General features: G+C 77.4%; 1 protein-coding gene. It reads right to left on the bottom strand.

Translation table 11 applies throughout. From position 1 onward, the window contains the following. Positions 1 to 16 precede the first annotated feature (16 nt). On the bottom strand, positions 17 to 19,849 hold the full coding sequence (locus ACFY0X_RS28580; RefSeq protein ID WP_387758793.1) for a non-ribosomal peptide synthase/polyketide synthase: 19,833 nt from the start codon (positions 19,847 to 19,849) through the stop codon (positions 17 to 19). Positions 19,850 to 19,852 lie beyond the last annotated feature (3 nt).

The following is a 19,852-nucleotide window of genomic DNA, read 5'->3' as shown; positions in this document are numbered from 1 at the left end:
GCGGGTGGGGGTTCGCTCATCGTCCTTCCCGGGCGTGCCGGGCGATCCGCCGCAGGGCGGTGGCGAAGTCCTCGGCGGCCCGGCGGACGGCCTCGGTGGTGTGGACGGCGGGCCGGTGGTGCCAGGTGAAGGCGAGGCGTCCGTGCTGGGCCGCGCCGACCACCTCCAGCGGGTGGGAGCCGCCGTCCCGGGGGTCGTGGTCCTGGCCGAAGGAGCCGAGTTCGGCGCGGACCAGGCCGTCTGCGGCGTCCTCGGGCCGCGAGTCCCACTGGCCGAGGTAGTTGAAGACCACCTGGCCGTGCCCGCCGGCGGCGAGGCGCTCGCGGACCTCGGCGCTGCCGAAGGTCCGCAGGGCGCCGAAGCCCAGGCCGTTGCCGGGCACCGCGCGCAGCTGCCGGCGGACGGTCTTCACCAGGGCGCGCCAGTCGCGGTCCGGGCCGAGGTCCGCGGGGTCGGGGACGTCGAAGGCGACGGGGTGGACGGTGGTGAACCAGCCGACCGTACGGGACAGGTCGACGCCGTCCAGCAGGTCCTCCCGGCCGTGCCCCTCCAGGTCGAGGGCGACCCGCGGCCGGCCGCTCCAGCGGGCCAGGGCGAGGGCGAGGGCGGCCAGCAGCACGTCGTTGACCCGGGTGCGGTAGGCGGCGGGGGCGGCGCGCAGCAGCGCCTCGGTGTCCGCCTCGTCGAGTTCGACGGTGACCGCCGCGCTCCCGCCGTCGCCGGGGCCGGCCGGGCCGCCCGGCAGGGCCGCACGGGCACCCACCGCCTGCTCCCAGTACGGGAGTTCGTGGTCCAGGCCGCCCTCGGCGACATGCGCCGCGAGCCGGTGCGCCCAGTCCCGGAAGGAGGTGGTGCGCTCCCCCAGGGTGATCGCCCCACCGCGGACGGCCTGCCGGTGGGCGCTGTCCAGGTCGTCGCGCAGCACCCGCCAGGAGACGGCGTCGACGACCAGGTGGTGGGCGACCAGGAGCAGCAGTGCCGGGTGGTCGGGGTGGCCGGTGAACAGGGCGGCGCGCAGCAGCGGTCCGTGGGCGAGGTCGAAGCCGGCGTGCAGTTCGTCGGCGGCCTTGGCCATGGCCGCGTCGGCGGCCTCGGTGTCCTGGCCGGTCAGGTCGTAGCGGGACAGGAGGTCCTCGACGGGGGCGGGCGGCGGGTTGAACTGGTGCCAGCCGGCCTCGTCGCGGGTGAAGCGCATCCGCAGGCCGTCGTGGTGCTCCAGCAGGGCATAGAGGGCGGCGCGCAGCGCCCGGGGGTCGGGGTCGGCGGTGAGTTCGAGCAGGGTGGACTGGTTGAAGTGGTGGTGGGCGGCGCGCGGGGTGGTGAGGAACCACTCCTGGATGGGGGTGAGCGGTACGTCGCCGGTCACCGGGCCGTCGTCCGCGGGTTCGGCGGCGGTGCGGACGACGGTGGCCAGTGCGGCGACGGTCTGGTGGCTGAACAGGTCCCGGGTGGCCAGGTGGAGGCCGTCCCGGCGCAGCCGGGAGACCACCTGCATGCTGAGGATGGAGTCGCCGCCGAGCAGGAAGAAGTTGTCGTCGGCGCCGACCTGGTCGAGGCCGAGGACGTCCGCCCAGATCCGGGCGATCCGGCGTTCGAGGTCGGTCTCCGGGGCCCGGCCGGGGCCGGCCGGGGCCTGGGCCGGGCCGGGGTCGGGCAGGGCCCGCCGGTCGAGCTTGCCGTTGGGGGTGAGCGGGAGCCGGTCCACCGCGACGAAGGCCGAGGGGACGAGCTGCGGCGGAAGGAACTCGCCGAGGTGGAGCCGGAGTTCGAGGGCGGGTGCGCCGGCGGCGGGGTCCGCGGGGACGACGTAGCCGACGAGCCGGCCGCCGGAGGGGCCGTCGGTGCGGACGGTGACGGCGGCGTCGCGCACCAGGGGGCTGCGGCGCAGGGCGCTCTCGATCTCCCCCGGTTCGATCCGGTGGCCGCGCAGCTTGACCTGTTCGTCGGCGCGTCCGGCGAAGCGCAGCACGCCGTCGGCCTCGCGGCGGGCGAGGTCGCCGGTGCGGTACATCCGCTCGCCGGGCGGGCCGTACGGGTCGGGCAGGAAGCGCTGGGCGGTGAGGCCCGGGCGGCCGAGGTAGCCGCGGGCGAGGCCGGGGCCGGCCAGGTAGAGCTCGCCGGTGATGCCGGGCGGTACCGGCCGCAGGGCGGTGTCCAGGACGTAGGCGCGGGTGGCGCCGCTGGGGCGGCCGATGGCGGGGCTGCCGGTGCCGGGGGCGAGCGGGCCGGTCCAGGTGGCGACGACGGTGGCCTCGGTGGGGCCGTAGGAGTTGATCATCCGTCGGCCGGGGGCCCAGGTGTCGACCAGGTCGGCGGGGCAGGCCTCGGCGCCCACCACCAGGGTGCGCAGCCCGGGCAGGGCGGCGGCCGTCCCCGGTTCCACGGTGGCGAGGGCCGCCGGGGGGATCAGGGTGTGGCTGATCCGGCGTGCGGTCAGCACCTCGGCGAGCCGTTCGCCGACCAGCGGGCCCTGCTCGCCGGTGACCAGGGCGGCTCCGGAGAGCAGGGAGATGCACAGCTCCAGCACGGAGGCGTCGAAGCTGGGCGAGGCGAACTGGAGGACCCGGTCGCCGGGGCCGACGGCGTACTGCTCGGCGGCGGCCGCCGCGAAGACGGCGAGGCCGGCGTGGGTGACCAGGACGCCCTTGGGGGTGCCGGTGGAGCCGGAGGTGTAGATCGCGTAGGCGGGGTGGGCGGGGGTGAGCGGGGCGCGGCGGTCGGCGTCGGTGGGCGGGGTGTCCGGTCCTTCGGCGGCCCAGACCCCGGCCGGGTCGTCGAGCACCAGATGGGCGCCGGCGTCGCGGACCATGAACTCCCGGCGGGGTGCCGGGTAGTCCGGGTCGACCGGGAGGAAGGCGCCGCCGGCCTTGGTGACGGCGAGCTGGGCGACCGTCATGGCGGCCGAGCGGGGCAGGGCGAGGGCGACCAGCCGCTCCGGTCCGACGCCGCGCCCGATCAGGTGGTGGGCCAGCCGGTTGGCGGCCCGGTCCAGTTCGGCGTAGGAGAGCGTCCGGTCGCCGTCGAGCAGCGCCGGCGCCTCGGGGGTGGCGGCGGCCCGGCGCTCGAACAGCTCGGGCAGGGTCGCCTCGGGCACCGGGCGCAAGCCCCCGGCCGGTTCGGCGGCGGGCTCCTCCGCCCCGGCCAGCGGCAGCGCGCCGACGGCGCATCCCGGGTCCCGGGCGACGGCGGTCAGCAGGGTGGTGAGCTGGGCCGCCATCCGTTCGACGGTGGCCGGGTCGAACAGGTCGGTGCTGTAGGTGACCAGGCCGTGCAGCGCGCCGTCCGCGGCCTCGACGAACTCCAGCACGAGGTCGAAGACCGTCCGGAGGGTGTCGGTCTCGATGCCGGTCACGTCGAGGCCCGGCAGGTCGACTTCGCCGGACGGGGCGTTCTGGAGCACCACGTGGACCTGGAAGAGCGGGCTGCGGCTGGTGTCGCGCTCCGGCTGGACCGCGTCGACCACCTTCTCGAAGGGCACGTCCTGGTGGGCGAAGGCGTCCAGGACGGTCTGCCGCACCTCGCCGAGGAGGGCGTCGAAGGGCTGCCCGGGCTCGACCCGGGAGCGCAGCACCAGGGTGTTGACGAAGAATCCGACCAGCTGCTGGACCTCGGGCCGGTGGCGGCCGGAGGTGATGGTGCCGACGGCGATGTCGGTGTCCCCGGCGAGCCGGGCCAGGTAGGCCTGGGCGGCGGCGACCAGGGTGGTGAACAGGGTGGCGCCGCGTTCCCGGCCGACCTCGGCCAGCCGGCGGGCGGTGTCGGCGGACAGCTCCAGCCGGACGGTGGCGCCGTTGCCGGTGCGCACCGCGGGCCGGGGCCGGTCGGTGGGCAGCCGCAGGGGTGCCAGGCCGGCCAGTCGGCTCCTCCAGTAGTCGAGTTGCCCGTCGGCGGTGGCCCCGTCGGTGCGCTGCCAGTGGGCGTAGTCGGCGTACTGCACCGGCAGCGGCGCCAACGGGGCCTGCGCGGTGCCGAGTTCGGCGCGGTAGAGGTGGGCGAGGTCGGTGAGCAGCACGCCGGTGGACCACCCGTCGGTGACCATGTGGTGCAGGGCCAGCGCGAGCGCGTGGTCGCCGTCGGACAGCCGGACCAGCGCGGCGCGCAGCAGCGGTCCGCGGCGCAGGTCGAAGGGGCGGGCGCGCTCGGCGGCGAGCAGTTCGCGCAGGGCCCGCGGCCGTTCGTCCGCAGGCCGTGCGGAGAGGTCGTGCAGCGGCAGCGGTACGGCCCGTGGCGGGTGGACGTACTGGACGCCGTGGCCGTCGACGCTGTCGAAGGTGGTGCGCAGCGCCTCGTGCCGGGCCGTCAGGGCGGTCAGGGCGGCGCCGAGGGCGGCGCGGTCGAGGGTGCCGCGCAGCCGCAGGGCGAGTGCGACGTGTTCGGCGCTGTCGGGGGCCAGCTGCTCCAGGAACCAGAGGCGTTGCTGGGCGTAGGACATCGGGGCCGCGCCGTCGCGGGCCACCGGGCGCACCGGCGGGCGGGCCGGGGCGGCGGGCGCCTCGGTGAGCAGCCGGGCCAGGCCGGCCGGGGTGGGGTGGTCGAAGACCGCGCGGGGGCCGAGGTCGGTGCCGAAGGCGTCGGCGAGCCGGGCGGTGAGCCGGATGCTGAGGATGGAGTCGCCGCCCAGGTCGAAGAAGCCCTCGTCGATGCCGGGCGGGCGGATGCCGAGGACCTCGGCGAAGACCTCGGCGGTGCGGCGCTCGGCCGCGGTGCGCGGTTCGGTCCGGGCGCGGCGCCCGCCGCCGGGCCGCTGTTCCGGCGCGGGCAGGGCGGACCGGTCGACCTTGCCGTTGCGGCTCAGCGGGAGGGCGGCGAGCGGGACGACGGCGGCCGGGACGAGGTAGTCGGGCAGGGTGCGGGCGGCGAAGGCCAGCAGCTCCCCGGGGTCGACGGCGCCGACCGGGTAGGCGACCAGCCGGCGGGCGCCGGGCCGGTCCTCTCGGACCACCACGGCGACGTCGGCGACCCCCGGATGGGCGGCGAGGGCGGACTCGACCTCGGCGGGCTCGACCCGGAAGCCGCGGATCTTCACCTGGTCGTCGGCGCGGCCGAGGAACTCCACGGTGCCGTCGGGGCGGCGCCGGGCGAGGTCCCCGGTGCGGTACATCCGGGCGCCGGGCGGGCCGGCGGGGTCGGCGAGGAAGCGGGCGGCGGTGGCGCCGGGGCGGCCGAGGTAGCCGCGGGCGACGCCCTCGCCGGCCAGGTAGAGCTCCCCGGCGCAGCCCGGCGGGACGGGCCGCAGCCGCTGGTCCAGGACGTGCACCCGCCGGTCGTCCAGCGGGCGGCCGATCGGGACGCTGTCGGGCACCGCGGCGGCGTCCGGGAGGGCGTGGGCGGTGGCGAAGGTGGTGGTCTCGGTGGGCCCGTAGCCGTCCACCACGGTCAGCCCGGGGCAGGCCGCCAGGACGCGGCGCACGGCGGCGGCGGGCACCACGTCCCCGCCGGTCCACAGGGCCCGCAGCCCGGTGAAGCAGTCCGGCGCGTCCTGGGCGAGCAGCCGGAAGAGCCCGGCGGTGAGCCAGAGCGCCGTCGGCCCGTCCGGTCCGGCGAGCCGGCGCAGCAGCGCGGCGCCCACCGGCCCGTCGGGGGCGACCAGGACGCAGCCGCCGTTCAGCAGCGGCGCCCACACCTCGAAGGTGGCGGCGTCGAAGGCGACCGGCGAGTGCAGCAGCACCCGGTCGCAGCGGCCGCCGGTGAAGCGGCTGTCGGTGGCGAGCGAGGCCACGTCGCGGTGCCGCACGGCGACGGCCTTGGGCTCGCCGGTGGAGCCGGAGGTGTACATCACGTACGCCAGCCGGTCGGGGTCGGCGGGCGGCAGGCCGGGGCCGGCCGGGTGGTCCTGTGCGGCGGCGACCTGGTCGGCGGTGAGCAGCACCTTCGCGCCGGCCCGGTCGAGCAGCGCGCGGCGGCGCTCCTCGGGGGCGCGCCGGTCGACGGGCAGGTAGGCGCCGCCCGCCTTGAGGACGGCCAGCTGGGCGACGACGAGTTCGGTGCCGCGGTCCATCGCCAGGGCGACCCGGTCCTCGGGGGCGAGGCCGTCGGCGAGCAGCCGGGCGGCCAGCCGGTCGGACCACTCGTCGAGGCCGCGGTAGCTCAGTTCGCGCCCGCCCTCGCGCACGGCGGGGGCGTCGGGGGTGCGGCGGACCTGCTCGGCGAGGACCGCCAGCGGGCTGCGCGGCGCCGGCGGGCGGGCGGTGGCCTGCCAGGAGGCCAGCAGCTCGCGGTCGGCCGGGGTGAGGGGGTCCAGCGCGGCGAGGTCGCCGTCCAGGCCGTCGGCGAGGGCGGTGAGCAGCAGGGCGAGGCGGTCGGCGGCGTCCTGGGCGGTGCGCCGGTCGAAGAGCGCGGGGTCGTACGCCAGGTCGAAGGCGAGCTGCCCGGCCAGGTGGGCGCGCAGGCACCACGGGAAGGTGGTGGCGTCGTCGGCGCGCACCTCGGCCACCCGCACCCCGGTGCGGTTCGCGGCCGACTCGTCCACGGGGTAGTTCTCGAACACCAGCATGCTGTCGAACAGCGGTTCCCCGGCGGGCAGTTCGCTCAGGGCCTGGATCCGGGGCAGCGCCAGGTGGTCGTGGCGGCGGGCGTCGCTCTGCCGGTCCTGGAGCTCGCGCAGCCAGGGCGCCACGGCGCCGCGGGCGGGCAGCCGGACCCGGGCCGGCACGGTGTTGATGAACAGGCCGATCATCGTCTCGACGCCGGGCAGTTCGGCCGGCCGCCCGGAGACGGTGGTGCCGAAGACCACGTCCCCGGTGCCGCCGTAGCGGCCCAGCAGCAGCGCCCACGCCCCCTCGACCAGGGTGTTGACGGTCAGTCCGGCGGCGGCGGCGTTCTCCCGCAGCCGGGCGGAGAGCGCCTCGTCGAGGGTGCGGTGGACGGCGGCGGTGGAGCGGGCCCGGTGGGCTCCGGCGGGCCGGCGGTCGTAGGGCAGCGCGGTCCGTTCGGTGAACCCGGCCAGGGCGGCGCTCCAGTGGTCCTCGGCGGCCTGCCCGTCCTGCTCGCGCAGCCAGGCCAGGAAGTCCGCGAACGGGCGCCGCACCGGGCGGGGCGCCTGCGGTCCGCCGGTCAGCGCGGCGTACTCCTCGCACACCTCGGTGAGCAGCTGTCCGGTGCTCCAGCCGTCCAGGATCAGGTGGTGGGTGGACCAGAGCAGCAGCACCTCGTCGCCGGGCAGCGCGGCCAGCGCCAGGCGGGTGAGCGGCGCGGTGCCGAGGTCCATCCCGGCGGCGCGCTCCTCGGCGAGCAGCCGTTCGGTCTCCGCGGCCCGCTGTCCGGGCGTCAGCCCGCGCCAGTCCAGGTGGCGGACGGGCAGCGCGGCGCGGCGGGCGACCAGCTGGACGGGATGCGGCAGGCCGCGCCAGTGCACGGCGGTGCGCAGCGCCGGGGTGCGGTCGGCGACCAGCTGCCAGGCTTGGGCGAAGGCCGCCGGGTCGGCGACGCCGGCCAGCCGTACGGCGATCCGGTCCACGTAGGCGCCGTCCTCGTCGACCAGGCCGTGGAAGAGCATGCCGGACTGCAGGGGGGTCAGCGGCAGCACGTCCTCGGTGTCGCGGCCGTCGCCGACCAGGCGGTCCAGCTGCCGCTGGTCGAGGCCGGCCAGCGGGAAGTCGGACGGGGTGCGGCCGCCGGCGCCGGGGGCCGCGCAGTGCTCGGCCAGCTCGCGCAGCGCCTGGAGCGTCTGCTCGGCGAGGGCGCGGACGGTGGCCTCCTCGTAGCGGGCCGCGGGGTAGGTCCAGCCCAGTTCGAGCCGGCCGTCCTGGACCGCGCCGACGACGTCCAGCAGGTACGGGCGGGGCTCGTCGGGGTCGGTGTCCCGACCGGCCGGGGGCAGCGAGCCGCGCAGCAGCCCCTCGGCGCCGGTGCCGGTGTCCCACTGGCCGTGATAGTTGAAGCCGACCTGCGGAGCGGCCGCGTCGGCCGGCAGGGCGGACGGTCGCAGGTGGCGCAGGGCGCCGTGGCTGAGGCCGCGCAGCGGGACGGCGCGCAGCTGCTCCTTGACCGAGCGCAGGGTGTCGTGCCAGCCGGCCTGCGGGTCGACGCGCAGGGCGAGCGGGAACTCGGCGGTGAACCAGCCGACCGTCCGGGAGAGGTCCTGGTCGGCGAAGAGGTCCTCGCGGCCGTGGCCCTCCACCCCGATCAGCACGGTGTCCCGGCCGCACCAGCGGGCCAGGGTGCGGCCCAGGGCGCTGAGCAGGACGTCGTTGACCTGGGTGCGGTAGGTCTCCGGGACCCGGCGCAGCAGCGCCGCGGTGGTCGGCTCGTCCAGCGTCACGGTGACGGTGGCGGCGGTGCCGTGGGTGTTGGGACCGGGCCGCCCGGCCGGCAGGTCGGCCGGGGCCCGGCCGGTGCGGGTCCAGTAGGCGGTGTCGCCGTCCAGGGCGCCGGAGCGGGTGTGCCGTTCCAGCCGGGTGGCCCACCGGGCGTAGGAGGTGCCCGGCTCCGGCAGCCGGACGGGTGCGCCGGTGCGGGCGGCGCGGTGGGCCGCTTCGAGGTCGGCCAGCAGGATGCGCCAGGAGACGCCGTCCACGGCCAGGTGGTGGACGGTCAGGACGAGCTGGGCCGGCTGCTGCTCGCCGCCGTCGAAGTGGAGGGCCCGCAGCATCCGGCCCTCGACCGGGTCGAGGGAGCGCTGGGCCCGCTCGACGGCCTGCTGCAGTTCGGCCTCGGAGCCGGCCCGGTGGTGGGTGAAGGCGCCGTCCGGCGCCTGGGCCAGGACCTCCTGGTGCCAGCCCGTCGCGCCGTGGCGGAACCGGGTGCGCAGCGCCGGGTGGTGCTCCACCAGGGCCAGCACCGCCCGGTGCAGGGCGGCGGGGTCGGTGCCGGGGGCCAGCGCCAGCCGCTGGGTCATGGTGAAGCGCAGCGCCTCGCCGGGCCGGCGGCCGTCGAGGTACCAGTGCTGGATCGGGGTGAGCGGCGCCTCGGTGGGCTCGGCCTCCCGGCCCGCCGGGGACTGCGCGGACTCCCCCGCGCACAGGGCGAGTTCGGCGATGTTCTGGTAGCGGAAGACGTCCTTGGTGGTGAGGGCGAGCCCGGCGGAGCGGGCCCGGGAGACGATCTGGATGCTGAGGATGGAGTCCCCGCCGAGCGCGAAGAAGTTGTCCCGGGCGCCGACCCGCGGCACGCCCAGCACCTCGGCCCAGATCGCGGCGAGCCGCTCCTCGGTGCCGGGGCGCGGTGCCACGTACGGGGTGGTGCGGTCCGGCTGGGCGGGCGGGGCGGGCAGGGCGCGGCGGTCGGTCTTGCCGCCGGTGGTGCGCGGGATGCGGGCCAGCGGGACGAAGGCGGTGGGCACCAGGTGGTCGGGCAGGGTGCGCCGCAGCCAGGCCCGCAGCTCCTCGGCGGGCGGCACCCGGTCGCCGGCCGGCACGGGGTAGCCGACCAGCAGGGTCCGCCCGCCCTGCTCGCGGGCGGCGACGGCGCAGTCCGCGACGCCGGGGTGGGTCAGCAGCGCGGCCTCCACCTCGCCGGGCTCGATCCGGAAGCCGCGGATCTTGACCTGGGCGTCGGTCCGGCCGAGGAACTCCAGCTGCCCCTGCGCGTCCCAGCGGGCCAGGTCGCCGGTGCGGTACATCCGGGCGCCGGGCGGGCCGTACGGGTCGGCGAGGAAGCGGGCGGCGGTCAGTCCGGGCCGGCCGAGGTAGCCGCGGGCGACCTGCGCCCCGGCCAGGTACAGCTCCCCCGGCATGCCGGGCGGCACCGGGCGCAGCGCGCCGTCCAGCACGTACGCGCCAAGGTTGCGGCCCGGCCGGCCGATCACCGGGCGCTCGGGGTGGTCCGCGCAGCGGGTGTAGGCGGCGTCGACGGTGCACTCGGTGGGGCCGTACACGTTGTAGGCGGTGATCCCGAGCCCGGCCCGGGCCGCGGCCAGTTCGCGCCAGGTGGCGGCGGGCACGGCCTCGCCGCCGACCAGCAGCAGCCGCGGGTGGTGCGGGGCGGGCGCGAGCAGCCCGGCGGCGGTGAGTTCGCGCAGGTAGGACGGGGTGACGTTGACCAGGTCCAGCCGCTGGTCGACGATCGTCGCGCAGAAGGCCTGCGGGTCCAGCCGGACGTCCTCGTCGATCAGGTGGAGCTCCTGGCCGAAGGCCAGCAGCAGCGGGCCCTCCCAGCTGGTGTCGAAGGAGAAGGAGGCGCTGAGCGCGATCCGCAGCCGGGCCCCGTCGGCGGTGTGCGGGGCGAGCAGCTCCTCCCGGTGGTCGTGGGCGAGGTTGACCAGCTGGCGGTGTTCGACGACCACGCCCTTGGGGCGGCCGGTGGAGCCGGAGGTGTGGATCAGGTAGGCGGCGTGCCGGGGCAGCAGCGGCGACGTCCGCTCGGCGTCGGTCAGGTCGTGGCCGGGCAGCTCCTCCCACGGCACCTCGCGCAGCGCCCGCTCGGTCAGCACGGTGCGCGGCCGGGTGTCGTCGAGCAGCAGGTCGGCCCGCTCCTCGGGCAGGTCCGGGTCGACGAACTGGAGGACGGCGCCGGCCTTGAGCACCCCGAACAGGGCGACCAGCAGCTCCGAGGTGCGCGGCAGCCGGACCGCGACCACCTGCTCCGGGCCGGCGCCGAGGGCGGCCAGGTGGCGGGCGAGCCGGTTGGCCCGGGCGTTGAGGGCGGCGAAGTCCAGGGCGGCGTCCCGGGCGACCACCGCGGTGGCGTCCGGGGTGCGGGCGGCCTGGGCCTCGAACAGGGCGGTGAAGGTGGTGTCCGGTACGGGCAGCGGCTCGCCCCGGCCCTGGCGCAGCACCTGCCGCCGCTCCTCCCCGGTCATCAGCGGCAGCGCCCCGACGGCCGTTCCGGGCGCCTCGGCGGCGGCGGCCAGCAGGGTGGTCAGCCGGTCGGCCAGCTGCTCTGCGGTGCGCGCGTCGAACAGCCCGGTGTCGTACTCCAGGTAGCCGGTCAGGCCGCCGTCGTGCTCGGCGAAGTCGAAGGAGAGGTCGAAGGTGGCGTTGCGGACCGGCGGGGTGACGGGTTCCACCGTCAGGCCGGGCAGCCGGGGCGCCTCGGCGCCGAGGTTGTGCAGCGCCACCATCACCTGGAACAGCGGGGTGCGGCTGGTGTCGCGCTCCGGCTGGAGGGCGTCCACCAGCCGTTCGAAGGGCACCTCCTGGTGGGCGAGGGCGTCCAGCACGGTGCGCTGCGCGGCGGTCAGCAGCTCGTGGAAGGACAGTTCGGGGCGGATGTCGCCGCGCAGCACCAGGGTGTTGACGAACATGCCGACCACGTCGTGGAGTTCGCCCTGCTCGCGGCCGGAGGTGACGGTGCCGACGGCGATGTCCCGCTGCCCGGACCAGCGGGCCAGCAGCACCTGGCAGGCGGCCAGCAGGACGGTGTAGAGGGTGCCGTCGGCCTCCCGGCCGCGCTCGCGCAGCCGGGCGGTCAGCCCGGCGGGCAGCGTGAAGGTGACCAGCGCGCCCTGCCGGGTGCGCACCGCCGGGCGCGGCCGGTCGGTGGGCAGTTCCAGCGGGGCCAGGCCGTCCAGCGTCCGGCGCCAGTGGTCGAGGTCGGCCTCGGCGGCGGCGGTGCGGGAGCGCTGCCAGGCCGCGTAGTCGGTGTACCGGACGGGCAGGGCGGGCAGCCGCGGCCGGCGCCCTTCGACGGCGGCCGCGTACAGCTCGCCGAGGTCGCGGCCCAGGACGCCCATCGACCAGCCGTCGGTGGCGATGTGGTGCACGGCCAGGGCGAGGACGTGCTCGTCGGCGGCCGTGCGGGCGAGGTGGGCGCGCAGCACCGGGCCTTCGGCGAGGTCGAAGGGGGTGGCGGCGATCCGCTCCAGCAGGGCGTCCAGGTCCTGCGGCCGGACGTCCTCGCAGGGCAGCGCGACGGGGTGCGGCGGGCGCACCACCTGGCGGGCCCGGCCGTCCCGCTCGGCGTAGCACGTCCGCAGCGCCTCGTGCCGTTCGACCAGGGCGTCCAGCGCGCCGCCCAGCGCGGCCCGGTCGAGGGGGCCGCGCAGCCGCAGCACGGACAGCGCGGTGTACTCGGTGCTTCCGGGTTCGAAGCGGTCGAGGAACCAGAGCCGCTGCTGGGCGTGGGAGAGCGGCGGCTCGGTGCCCGGGTCGGCGGCGGGGATGACGGCCGGTACGGTCTCCGGGCCCGGTGCGCCGAGCGCCTCGGCGAGGTCGGCGAGCACCGGGTGGGTGAACAGCAGCCGGGGCGAGAGGTCCGCGGAGCCGAAGGCGGCGCGCAGCCGGGCGGTGACCCGCACGGCGAGGATGGAGTCCCCGCCGAGGGCGAAGAAGTCGTCCTCGGCGCCGATCCCGTCGGTGTCCAGGACCTCCGTCCAGGCCTCGGCGACCAGCCGCTCGGCGGGGGTGCGGGGCGCGGTGCGCTCGCGGCCGGCCGCGTAGCCGTCCGGGCCGGGCAGCGGCAGGGCGCGCCGGTCGAGCTTGCCGTTGGGGGTGAGCGGCAGGGCGGCCAGCGGGACGTAGGCGGCGGGCACCAGGTAGGCGGGCAGCAGCCGTTCCAGGTGGGCGCGCAGCTCGGCGGCGGACGGGGCCCGCGCCGGGTCCCGGCCGACCACGTGGGCCACCAGCCGGCGGGTGCCGGCAGCGTCCTCGTGGACGCCGACGGTGGCCAGGGCCACGCCCGGGTGGGTCTGGAGGGCGGCCTCGATCTCGCCGGGTTCGATCCGGTAGCCGCGGATCTTGACCTGCTGGTCGGCCCGGCCCAGGTAGCGCAGGGTGCCGTCGGCCTGCCAGCGGGCCTTGTCGCCGGTGCGGTACATCCGGGTGCCGGGGGCGCCGAACGGGTCGGCGAGGAAGCGGGTGGCGGTCAGGCCGGGCCGGTCGAGGTAGCCGCGGGCCAGGCCCTCGCCCGCCACGTACAGTTCGCCGACCGCGCCGGGGGGCACCGGGGCGAGGTCGCCGTCGAGCACGTACAGCCGCAGGTCGGCGATGCCGGTGCCGATCGGGCCGGGGCCGCCGGCGGCGGCGGTGCGCCGGTCCAGCGCGGTGTGGGTGACGTGCACGGTGGTCTCGGTGATGCCGTACATGTTCACCAGGCGCGGTGAGTCCTCGGGGTGGCGCCGGTACCAGTCGGCGAGCCGGGTGACGTCCAGCGCCTCGCCGCCGAAGACCACCGTGCGCAGCGCCAGCCTGCCGGAGACGTCCGGGTGCTGGGCGTCGGCGCGGGCCAGCTGGTGGAACGCGGACGGGGTCTGGTTGAGGACGGTGACCCGCTCGTCGGCGAGCAGCCGCAGGAGGTCCTCCGGGGAGCGGGCGGTGTCCTCCGGCACCACCACGAGCCGGCCGCCGTGCAGCAGCGGGCCCCAGAGCTCCCAGACCGAGAAGTCGAAGGTGTAGGAGTGGAAGAGCGTCCAGACGTCCTCGGCGCCGAAGCCGAACAGCTCCCGGGTCCGCTCGAACAGCCGCACCACGTTGGCGTGCGGCACCACGACGCCCTTGGGACGGCCGGTGGAGCCGGAGGTGAAGATGGCGTAGGCGGGGCTCTCGGGCAGCGGGCGGTGGCCGGGCCCGAGCGGGCCGGCCGGGCGGCGGGCCAGGTCGGCGCGCACCCCCGGGTCGGCCAGGGCGAGGACGGGGACGTCCACGCCGGCCGGCTCCGTCAGGGTCACCAGGGCCACCGGGGCGGCGTCGCGCAGCAGTTCGTCCCGGCGTCCGGCGGGCAGGCCCGGGTCGAGCGGCAGGTAGGCGGCGCCGGTCTTGAGGACGGCGAGGACGGCCACCACCAGGTCGGCGGTGCGGGGCAGCGCGAGGGCGACGTAGCGTTCGGGGGCGGCGCCGAGCTCGGCCAGCCGGTGGGCGAGCCGGTCGGCGCGGGCGTCCAGTTCGGCGTAGTCCAGGTGCTCCTCGCCGCAGGTGACGGCCTCGGCCCGCGGGGTGCGGGCGGCCTGCGCCTCGAACAGCTCGACCAGGGTGTGCCCGGGCCGGCCCTGGGCGGTGCCGTTCCAGTCGACCAGCAGGCGGCGCCGCTCCTCGGCCGTGGTCCAGGCCAGTGCGCGCAGCGGGCGCTCCAGCCCGTCGGCCAGCTCGGTGAGCAGCAGGCGGAGCCGCTCGGCGAGGGCGCTCACGGTCTCGGCGTCGAACAGTTCCGGGTCGTAGCCGAGGTCGAAGCCGAGCTGCCCGCCCTGGTGGGCGCGCAGCACCAGCGGGAAGTTGGTGGCGTCCCGGGAGGAGACCTCGGCCAGGCGCACCCCGGTGCCGGCGGCGCCGGCGTCGTCGAAGGGGTAGTTCTCGAAGGCGACGATGCTGTCGAACAGCGCGCTTCCGGACGGGACGTCGCTGAAGCCGGTGAGTTCGGCGAGCGAGACCGCCGAGTGCCGGCGGGCCTCGGCCTGCGCCTCCTGGAGTTCCCGCAGCCAGTCGGCGGCGGTGCGGTCGCCGTCCACCCGGACCCTGGTGGGCAGGGTGTTGATGAACATGCCGATCATCGACTCGACGCCGGGCAGTTCCTCGGGCCGGCCGGAGACGGTGGTGCCGAACAGCACGTCCGGCTCGCCGCTGTAACGGGACAGCAGCAGCGCCCAGGCGCCCTGCACCACGGTGCCGAGGGTCAGCCCGGAGCTCCGGGCGGTGCGGGCGAGCCGCTCGGACACCCGCTCGGACAGCGCGGCGCTGTGGACGCCGGCCGAGCGGGCCCGGTGGGCCTCGCGGCGGACCCGGTCGGCGGGCAGCGGGGTGGCGGTGGCGAAGCCGTCCAGGACCTGCCGCCAGTGGGCGCGGGCGGCCCCGGTGTCCTGCTCGGCCAGCCAGCGCACGTAGTCGGCGAAGGGGCGGCGCACCGCCGGGGCGGGCGCGCCGCCGGTGGTGAGCGCCGCGTACTCGGCGAACACGTCGGTGAGCACCTGGGCGAGGCTCCAGCCGTCCAGGACCAGGTGGTGGGAGGTCCACAGCAGCTGGAGCCGGGCCTCGGGCAGCCGGACCAGGGTGAGCCGGGTGAGCGGGGCGGTGGCGATGTCCAGGCCGAGCGCGAGGTCGTCGGCGCGCAGCCGGGCCAGCCGTTCGGCGCGTTCGGCCGGGTCGGCGTCCCGCAGGTCGAGGTGGGTCACCGGCAGCCGGACGCTCCGTCGGACCACCTGGAGCGGGGCGGGGACGCCCTCCCAGACCACCGAGGTGCGCAGCGCGGGCGTCCGGTCGGCGACCCGCTGCCAGGCCAGGGCCAGGGCCTGCGGGTCGGCGACGCCCTCCAGCAGCAGGGCGGCCTGGTCCAGGTAGACGTCGTCGGGGCCGCCGACCAGCCGGTGGAAGAGCATGCCCTCCTGGAGCGGGGTGAGCGGCAGCAGGTCCGTCACGTCCCGGCCGTCGCCGACGAGCCGGTCCAGCGCGGCCTGGTCGAGGCCGGCCAGCGGGAAGTCGGAGGGGGTGCGGCCGCCGGCGCCGGGGCGGGCACAGTGCTCGACGATGGCGCCCAGCGCGGTGGTGGTGGCCAGGGCCAGCGCCCGGACGGTGTCCTCCCGGTGCGTCCGGTCGCTGTAGTGCCAGGTGAGTTCCAGCCCGCCGTCGGCGACGACGGCGGAGACGTCGAGCAGGTGGTCCAGCGGTTCGTCCGGGGCGAGGTCCCGGCCCGGGGCCTCGCCGGCGGGGGCGAAGTCGCCGCCGGCGGGGGCGGTCCACTGCCCGTGGTAGTTGAAGCAGACCTGCGGCAGCGGGACGTCCCGCAGGGCCGCGGCGCCGGGGGCGGGCGAGCCGAGCCGGGCGAGGGCCTCGTAGCCGAGGCCGCGGCGGGGCACGGCGCGCAGCCGTTCCTTGGTCTGCTTGAGGGTGGCGGCCCAGTCGGGGGCGTCGGCCGGGCCGGCCGGGGCGAGGGTGACGGGGTACTGGATGGTGAACCAGCCGACGGTGCGGGAGAGGTCGAGGTCGTCGAACAGCTCCTCGCGGCCGTGGCCCTCCAGGGCGACGGTGACCCGCCCGGTGCCGGTCCAGTCGGCGAGGGCCCGGCCCAGGGCGCTGAGCAGCACGTCGTTGACCTGGGTGCGGTAGACCTCGGGGACCTTGCGCAGCAGCGCCTCGGTGGTGGCCCGGTCGAGCCGGGTGCGCAGGGTGCGCACCGAGCCGGCGGTGGGGGTGCCGGGCAGGTCGACGGGCAGCGGCTCGGCGGGGGTGCCGGTCTCGGCGGTCCAGTACGGCAGGTCCTGGTCCAGGCCGCCGGCCCGGACCAGTTCGGCGAGCCGGTGGGCCCAGTCGGTGAACGCGGTGGGCTCGGGAGCCAGGTCGGGGGCGGCGCCCTCGGCGGCCTGCCGGTAGGCCCGCTCCAGGTCGGCGAGCAGCACCCGCCAGGAGACGCTGTCCACGGCGAGGTGGTGGGCGGTCAGGAGGAGCTGGGGCCGGGCGTCGGCGGCGGGCCGGAACAGGACGGCGCGCAGCAGGGTGCCGGTGGCCGGGTCCAGTGCGGCGCGGGCGGCCTCGGCGGCCCCGGTCCGGTCCGCGCCCGGTTCGAGGACGGCGAGCAGCCCTCCGGCGTCCGCGACCGGTTCCTGTCGCCAGGCGGCCCCGGTGCGGGTGAAGCGGGTGCGCAGCGCGGGGTGGGCGGCTACCACCGCGGCCAGCGCCCGTTCCAGGGCGTCCTCGTCGAGCCGGTACGGCAGGTCGAGCAGCATCGACATGGTGAAGTGGCGCAGCGGGCCGTGGGCGGCGAGGAACCACTCCTGGACCGGGGTGAGCGGGGCGGGCCCGGCCTGGTGCCGCGGTTCGGCGGTGGCGGGCGCCGCCGTGGTGCGGGCCGCGGCGGCGAGGTCGGCGACGGTCTGGTGGCGGAAGACGTCCTGGGACGCGATCCGCAGGCCCGCGGCGCGGGCCCGGGAGACGGCCTGGATGCTCAGGATCGAGTCGCCGCCGAGTTCGAAGAAGTTGTCGGTGACGCCCACTCTCGGCACGCCCAGCACCTCGGCCCAGACGGCGGCGAGGGTCTCCTCCTCGGGGGTCCGCGGGGCGATGAACTCCCCATCCCGGACGTCGACTTCGGCGGCCGGCAGGGCGCGCCGGTCCAGCTTGCCGCTGGTGGTGAGCGGCAGCGTGTCCAGCACGGTGAAGGAGGACGGCACCAGGTGGTCGGGCAGCACCCGGCGCAGGGCCGCGCGCAGGTCGGCGGCGGGACGGGCGGCGCCGTCGGCGAACACCAGGTAGGCGGCCAGCCGGTGGTGCCCCTGGGCGTCGGGTACGGCGAGGACGGCGGCTCCGGCGACCTCCGGCAGGTCGAGCAGGGCGGCCTCGACCTCGCCGGGTTCGATCCGGTGGCCGCGCACCTTGACCTGGTCGTCGGCGCGCCCGAGGTACTCCAGGCGCCCGTCGGCGGTCCAGCGGGCCAGGTCGCCGGTGCGGTACATCCGGCTGCCGGGCGGGCCGTACGGGTCGGCGGTGAAGCGGGCGGCGGTCAGGCCGGGGCGGCCGGCGTAGCCGCGGGCGACCTGCTCGCCGGCCAGGTGGAGTTCGCCGCTCACCCCGGGCGGCACCGGCTGGAGCCGCCCGTCCAGGACGTAGGCGCGGACGTTGGGCAGCGGGCGGCCCACCAGCGGCCGGTCGCCGTCGTCGATCCGGCAGGCGAGCGCGTCGACGGTGCACTCGGTGGGGCCGTAGTAGTTGTAGGCGGCCACCTCGGGGCGGGCGGCGAGTTCGCGCCAGAGCCGGGGCGTGACCGCCTCGCCGCCGAGCATCAGCACCCGGGGGCGGTGGCGGGGGTCGTCGAGCAGCCCGGCGGGCAGCAGTTGGCGCAGGTAGGAGGGGGTGAGGTCGAGGAAGTCGATCCGGTGGCGCACGACGTACCCGACCAGGGCGGCCGGGTCCATCCGGGTGGTCTCGTCGACCAGGTGCAGCGGGTGGCCGTCGGCCAGCAGCAGCACGCCCTCCAGCGAGGTGTCGAAGGAGAACGAGGCGGTCAGCGCGACGTTCAGCGGCCCGCCGCCGGCGTCGGCGACGAAGCCGGCCCGGTGGGCGGCGAGCAGGTGGGTCAGGGCGCCGTGGGGGACGGTGACGCCCTTGGGGCGGCCGGTGGAGCCGGAGGTGTAGAGCACGTACGCGGTGGTCGACAGGTCAGGCGGGGCGAGCGGGCCGGCGTCCTGCGGGTCGGTGTCCGGCAGGGCCCGCAGCGTCTCCTCGTCCAGCAGCAGGGCCGGGCGGGCGTCCTCCAGCAGTCGGCGGACGCGTTCCTCGGGCAGCGCCGGGTCCAGCGGCAGGTAGCCGGCGCCGGCCTTCCAGACCGCGAGGACGGCCACCACCAGGTCGGCGGTGCGCGGCAGCCGCAGCGCGACCAGCCGCTCGGGGCCGGCGCCGCGGGCGGCGAGGTGACGGGCGAGCCGTTCGGCGCGGGCGTCGAGGGTGGCGTGGTCGAGCCGCTCGTCCCCGGCGACCAGGGCCGGGGCGTGCGGGGTCAGGGCGGCCCGGCGGCGGAACAGTTCGGGGAGGCTGACGGCCTCGACGGGCAGCTCGGTGGCGTTCCACTCCCGGGTGACCTGCGCGGTCCCGCTCGCGGAGAGCAGCGGCAGGGTGGCGAGCGGGCGGTCCGGTTCGGCGGCGGCGCCCTCCAGCAGCCGCAGCAGCTGGTCGGCCATCCGGCGGGCGGTGGGCGCGTCGAAGAGGTCGGCGCGGTACTCCAGGACGCCGGCGAGCGCCTCGCCGTCGGGGACGAACTCCACGCTGAGGTCGAAGGTGGCGGCCTGCCGGGGCACGGTGACCGGGGCGGTGGCGAGGCCCTGCGGGTCGCCGGCCGCGGGCGGCGCGGGGTGCAGCAGCACCAGGACGTCGAACAGCGGGTTGCGGCCTGCCTCGCGGGGCGCGCCGACCGCCTCGACGAGCCGTTCGAAGGGCGTGTCGCCGTGCGCGAGGGCGTCGTTGCCGGTCTCGGTGGCGGCCGCGAGCAGGTCGCGGAAGGAGCCGTCGGGCTCCACCCGGGTGCGCAGCACCACCGTGTTGACGAAGCAGCCGACGGCCCGTTCCAGCTCGGTGCGGGAGCGCCCGGCCATCAGCGTGCCGACGGTGACGTCCGGCCGGCCGGACCAGCGGGCCAGCAGCGCCTGGGTGCCGGCCACCAGCGCGGTGTTGAGGGTGCCCTGCCGTTCGGCCGCGAGCTCGCGCAGCCGGGCGGTGAGCGGCGCGGGGACGGTGAAGGCGTGCAGGCCGCCGGGGCCGGCCTCCTCGCCGCGCCGGGGGTGGTCCAGCGGCAGTTCGGGCGGCACGGCGCCGGCCAGCTTCTCCCGCCAGTGGGCGAGTTGGCGCTCCAGCCGGTCGCCGGAGAGCTGTTCGCGCTGCCAGAGCGCGAAGTCCGGGTACTGGGTGGCGACCTCGGGCAGCCGCGGCTCGGCGCCGCGGGCCAGGGCGTCGTAGGCGGTGCGCAGTTCGTCCAGGACGACGCCCATCGACCAGCCGTCGGTGACGATGTGGTGGGCGGTCAGCTGGAGCACGTGGGAGTGCTCCGCCTCGGCGACCAGCAGGGCGCGCAGCAGCGGCCCCCGGGCGAGGTCGAAGGGCCGGGAGTACTCCCGGAGCAGGACGTCGTCCAGGCTCTCCCCCGCGGCCGGGGCCAGGACCGGCAGCTCCACCGGCCCGGCCGGCTCGACGGTCTGCACCGGCCGGCCGTCGTGCTCCGCGAAGACGGTGCGCAGCGCCTCGTGGCGGGCGACCACGGTGGTCAGCGCCGCGGCCAGCGCCGTGCGGTCCAGCGGTCCGGTGAACCGCAGGGCGACGGCGCTGTTGTAGCGCGGGTCGCCGGGGCGCAGCCGGTCCAGGAACCAGAGCCGCTGCTGGACGAAGGAGGGCGGCAGCGGGCGGTCCCGGTCGGCGCGCGGGATGGCCCGCTCGGCGGCGGCCCCGGTGCCGCCGGCCCGGCCGGCCAGCCGTTGCCGCAGGGCCTCGCGCAGGTCGGCGGGCAGCGCGGCGGCGCGGTCCCGCTTCGAGGGCGTCGAGGGTGTCGGAGGCGTCGAAGGCGTCATGGT

It is taken from the genome of Kitasatospora sp. NPDC001547 (assembly GCF_042894165.1).
GTDB lineage: Bacteria > Actinomycetota > Actinomycetes > Streptomycetales > Streptomycetaceae > Kitasatospora.
This window is presented reverse-complemented; position numbering and strand designations above follow the sequence as displayed.

Coding starts and splice junctions, on each gene's coding strand:
- ACFY0X_RS28580 (WP_387758793.1), bottom strand. CDS start 19,849: ATGACGCCTTCGACGCCTCCGACACCCTCGACGCCCTCGAAGCGGGAC.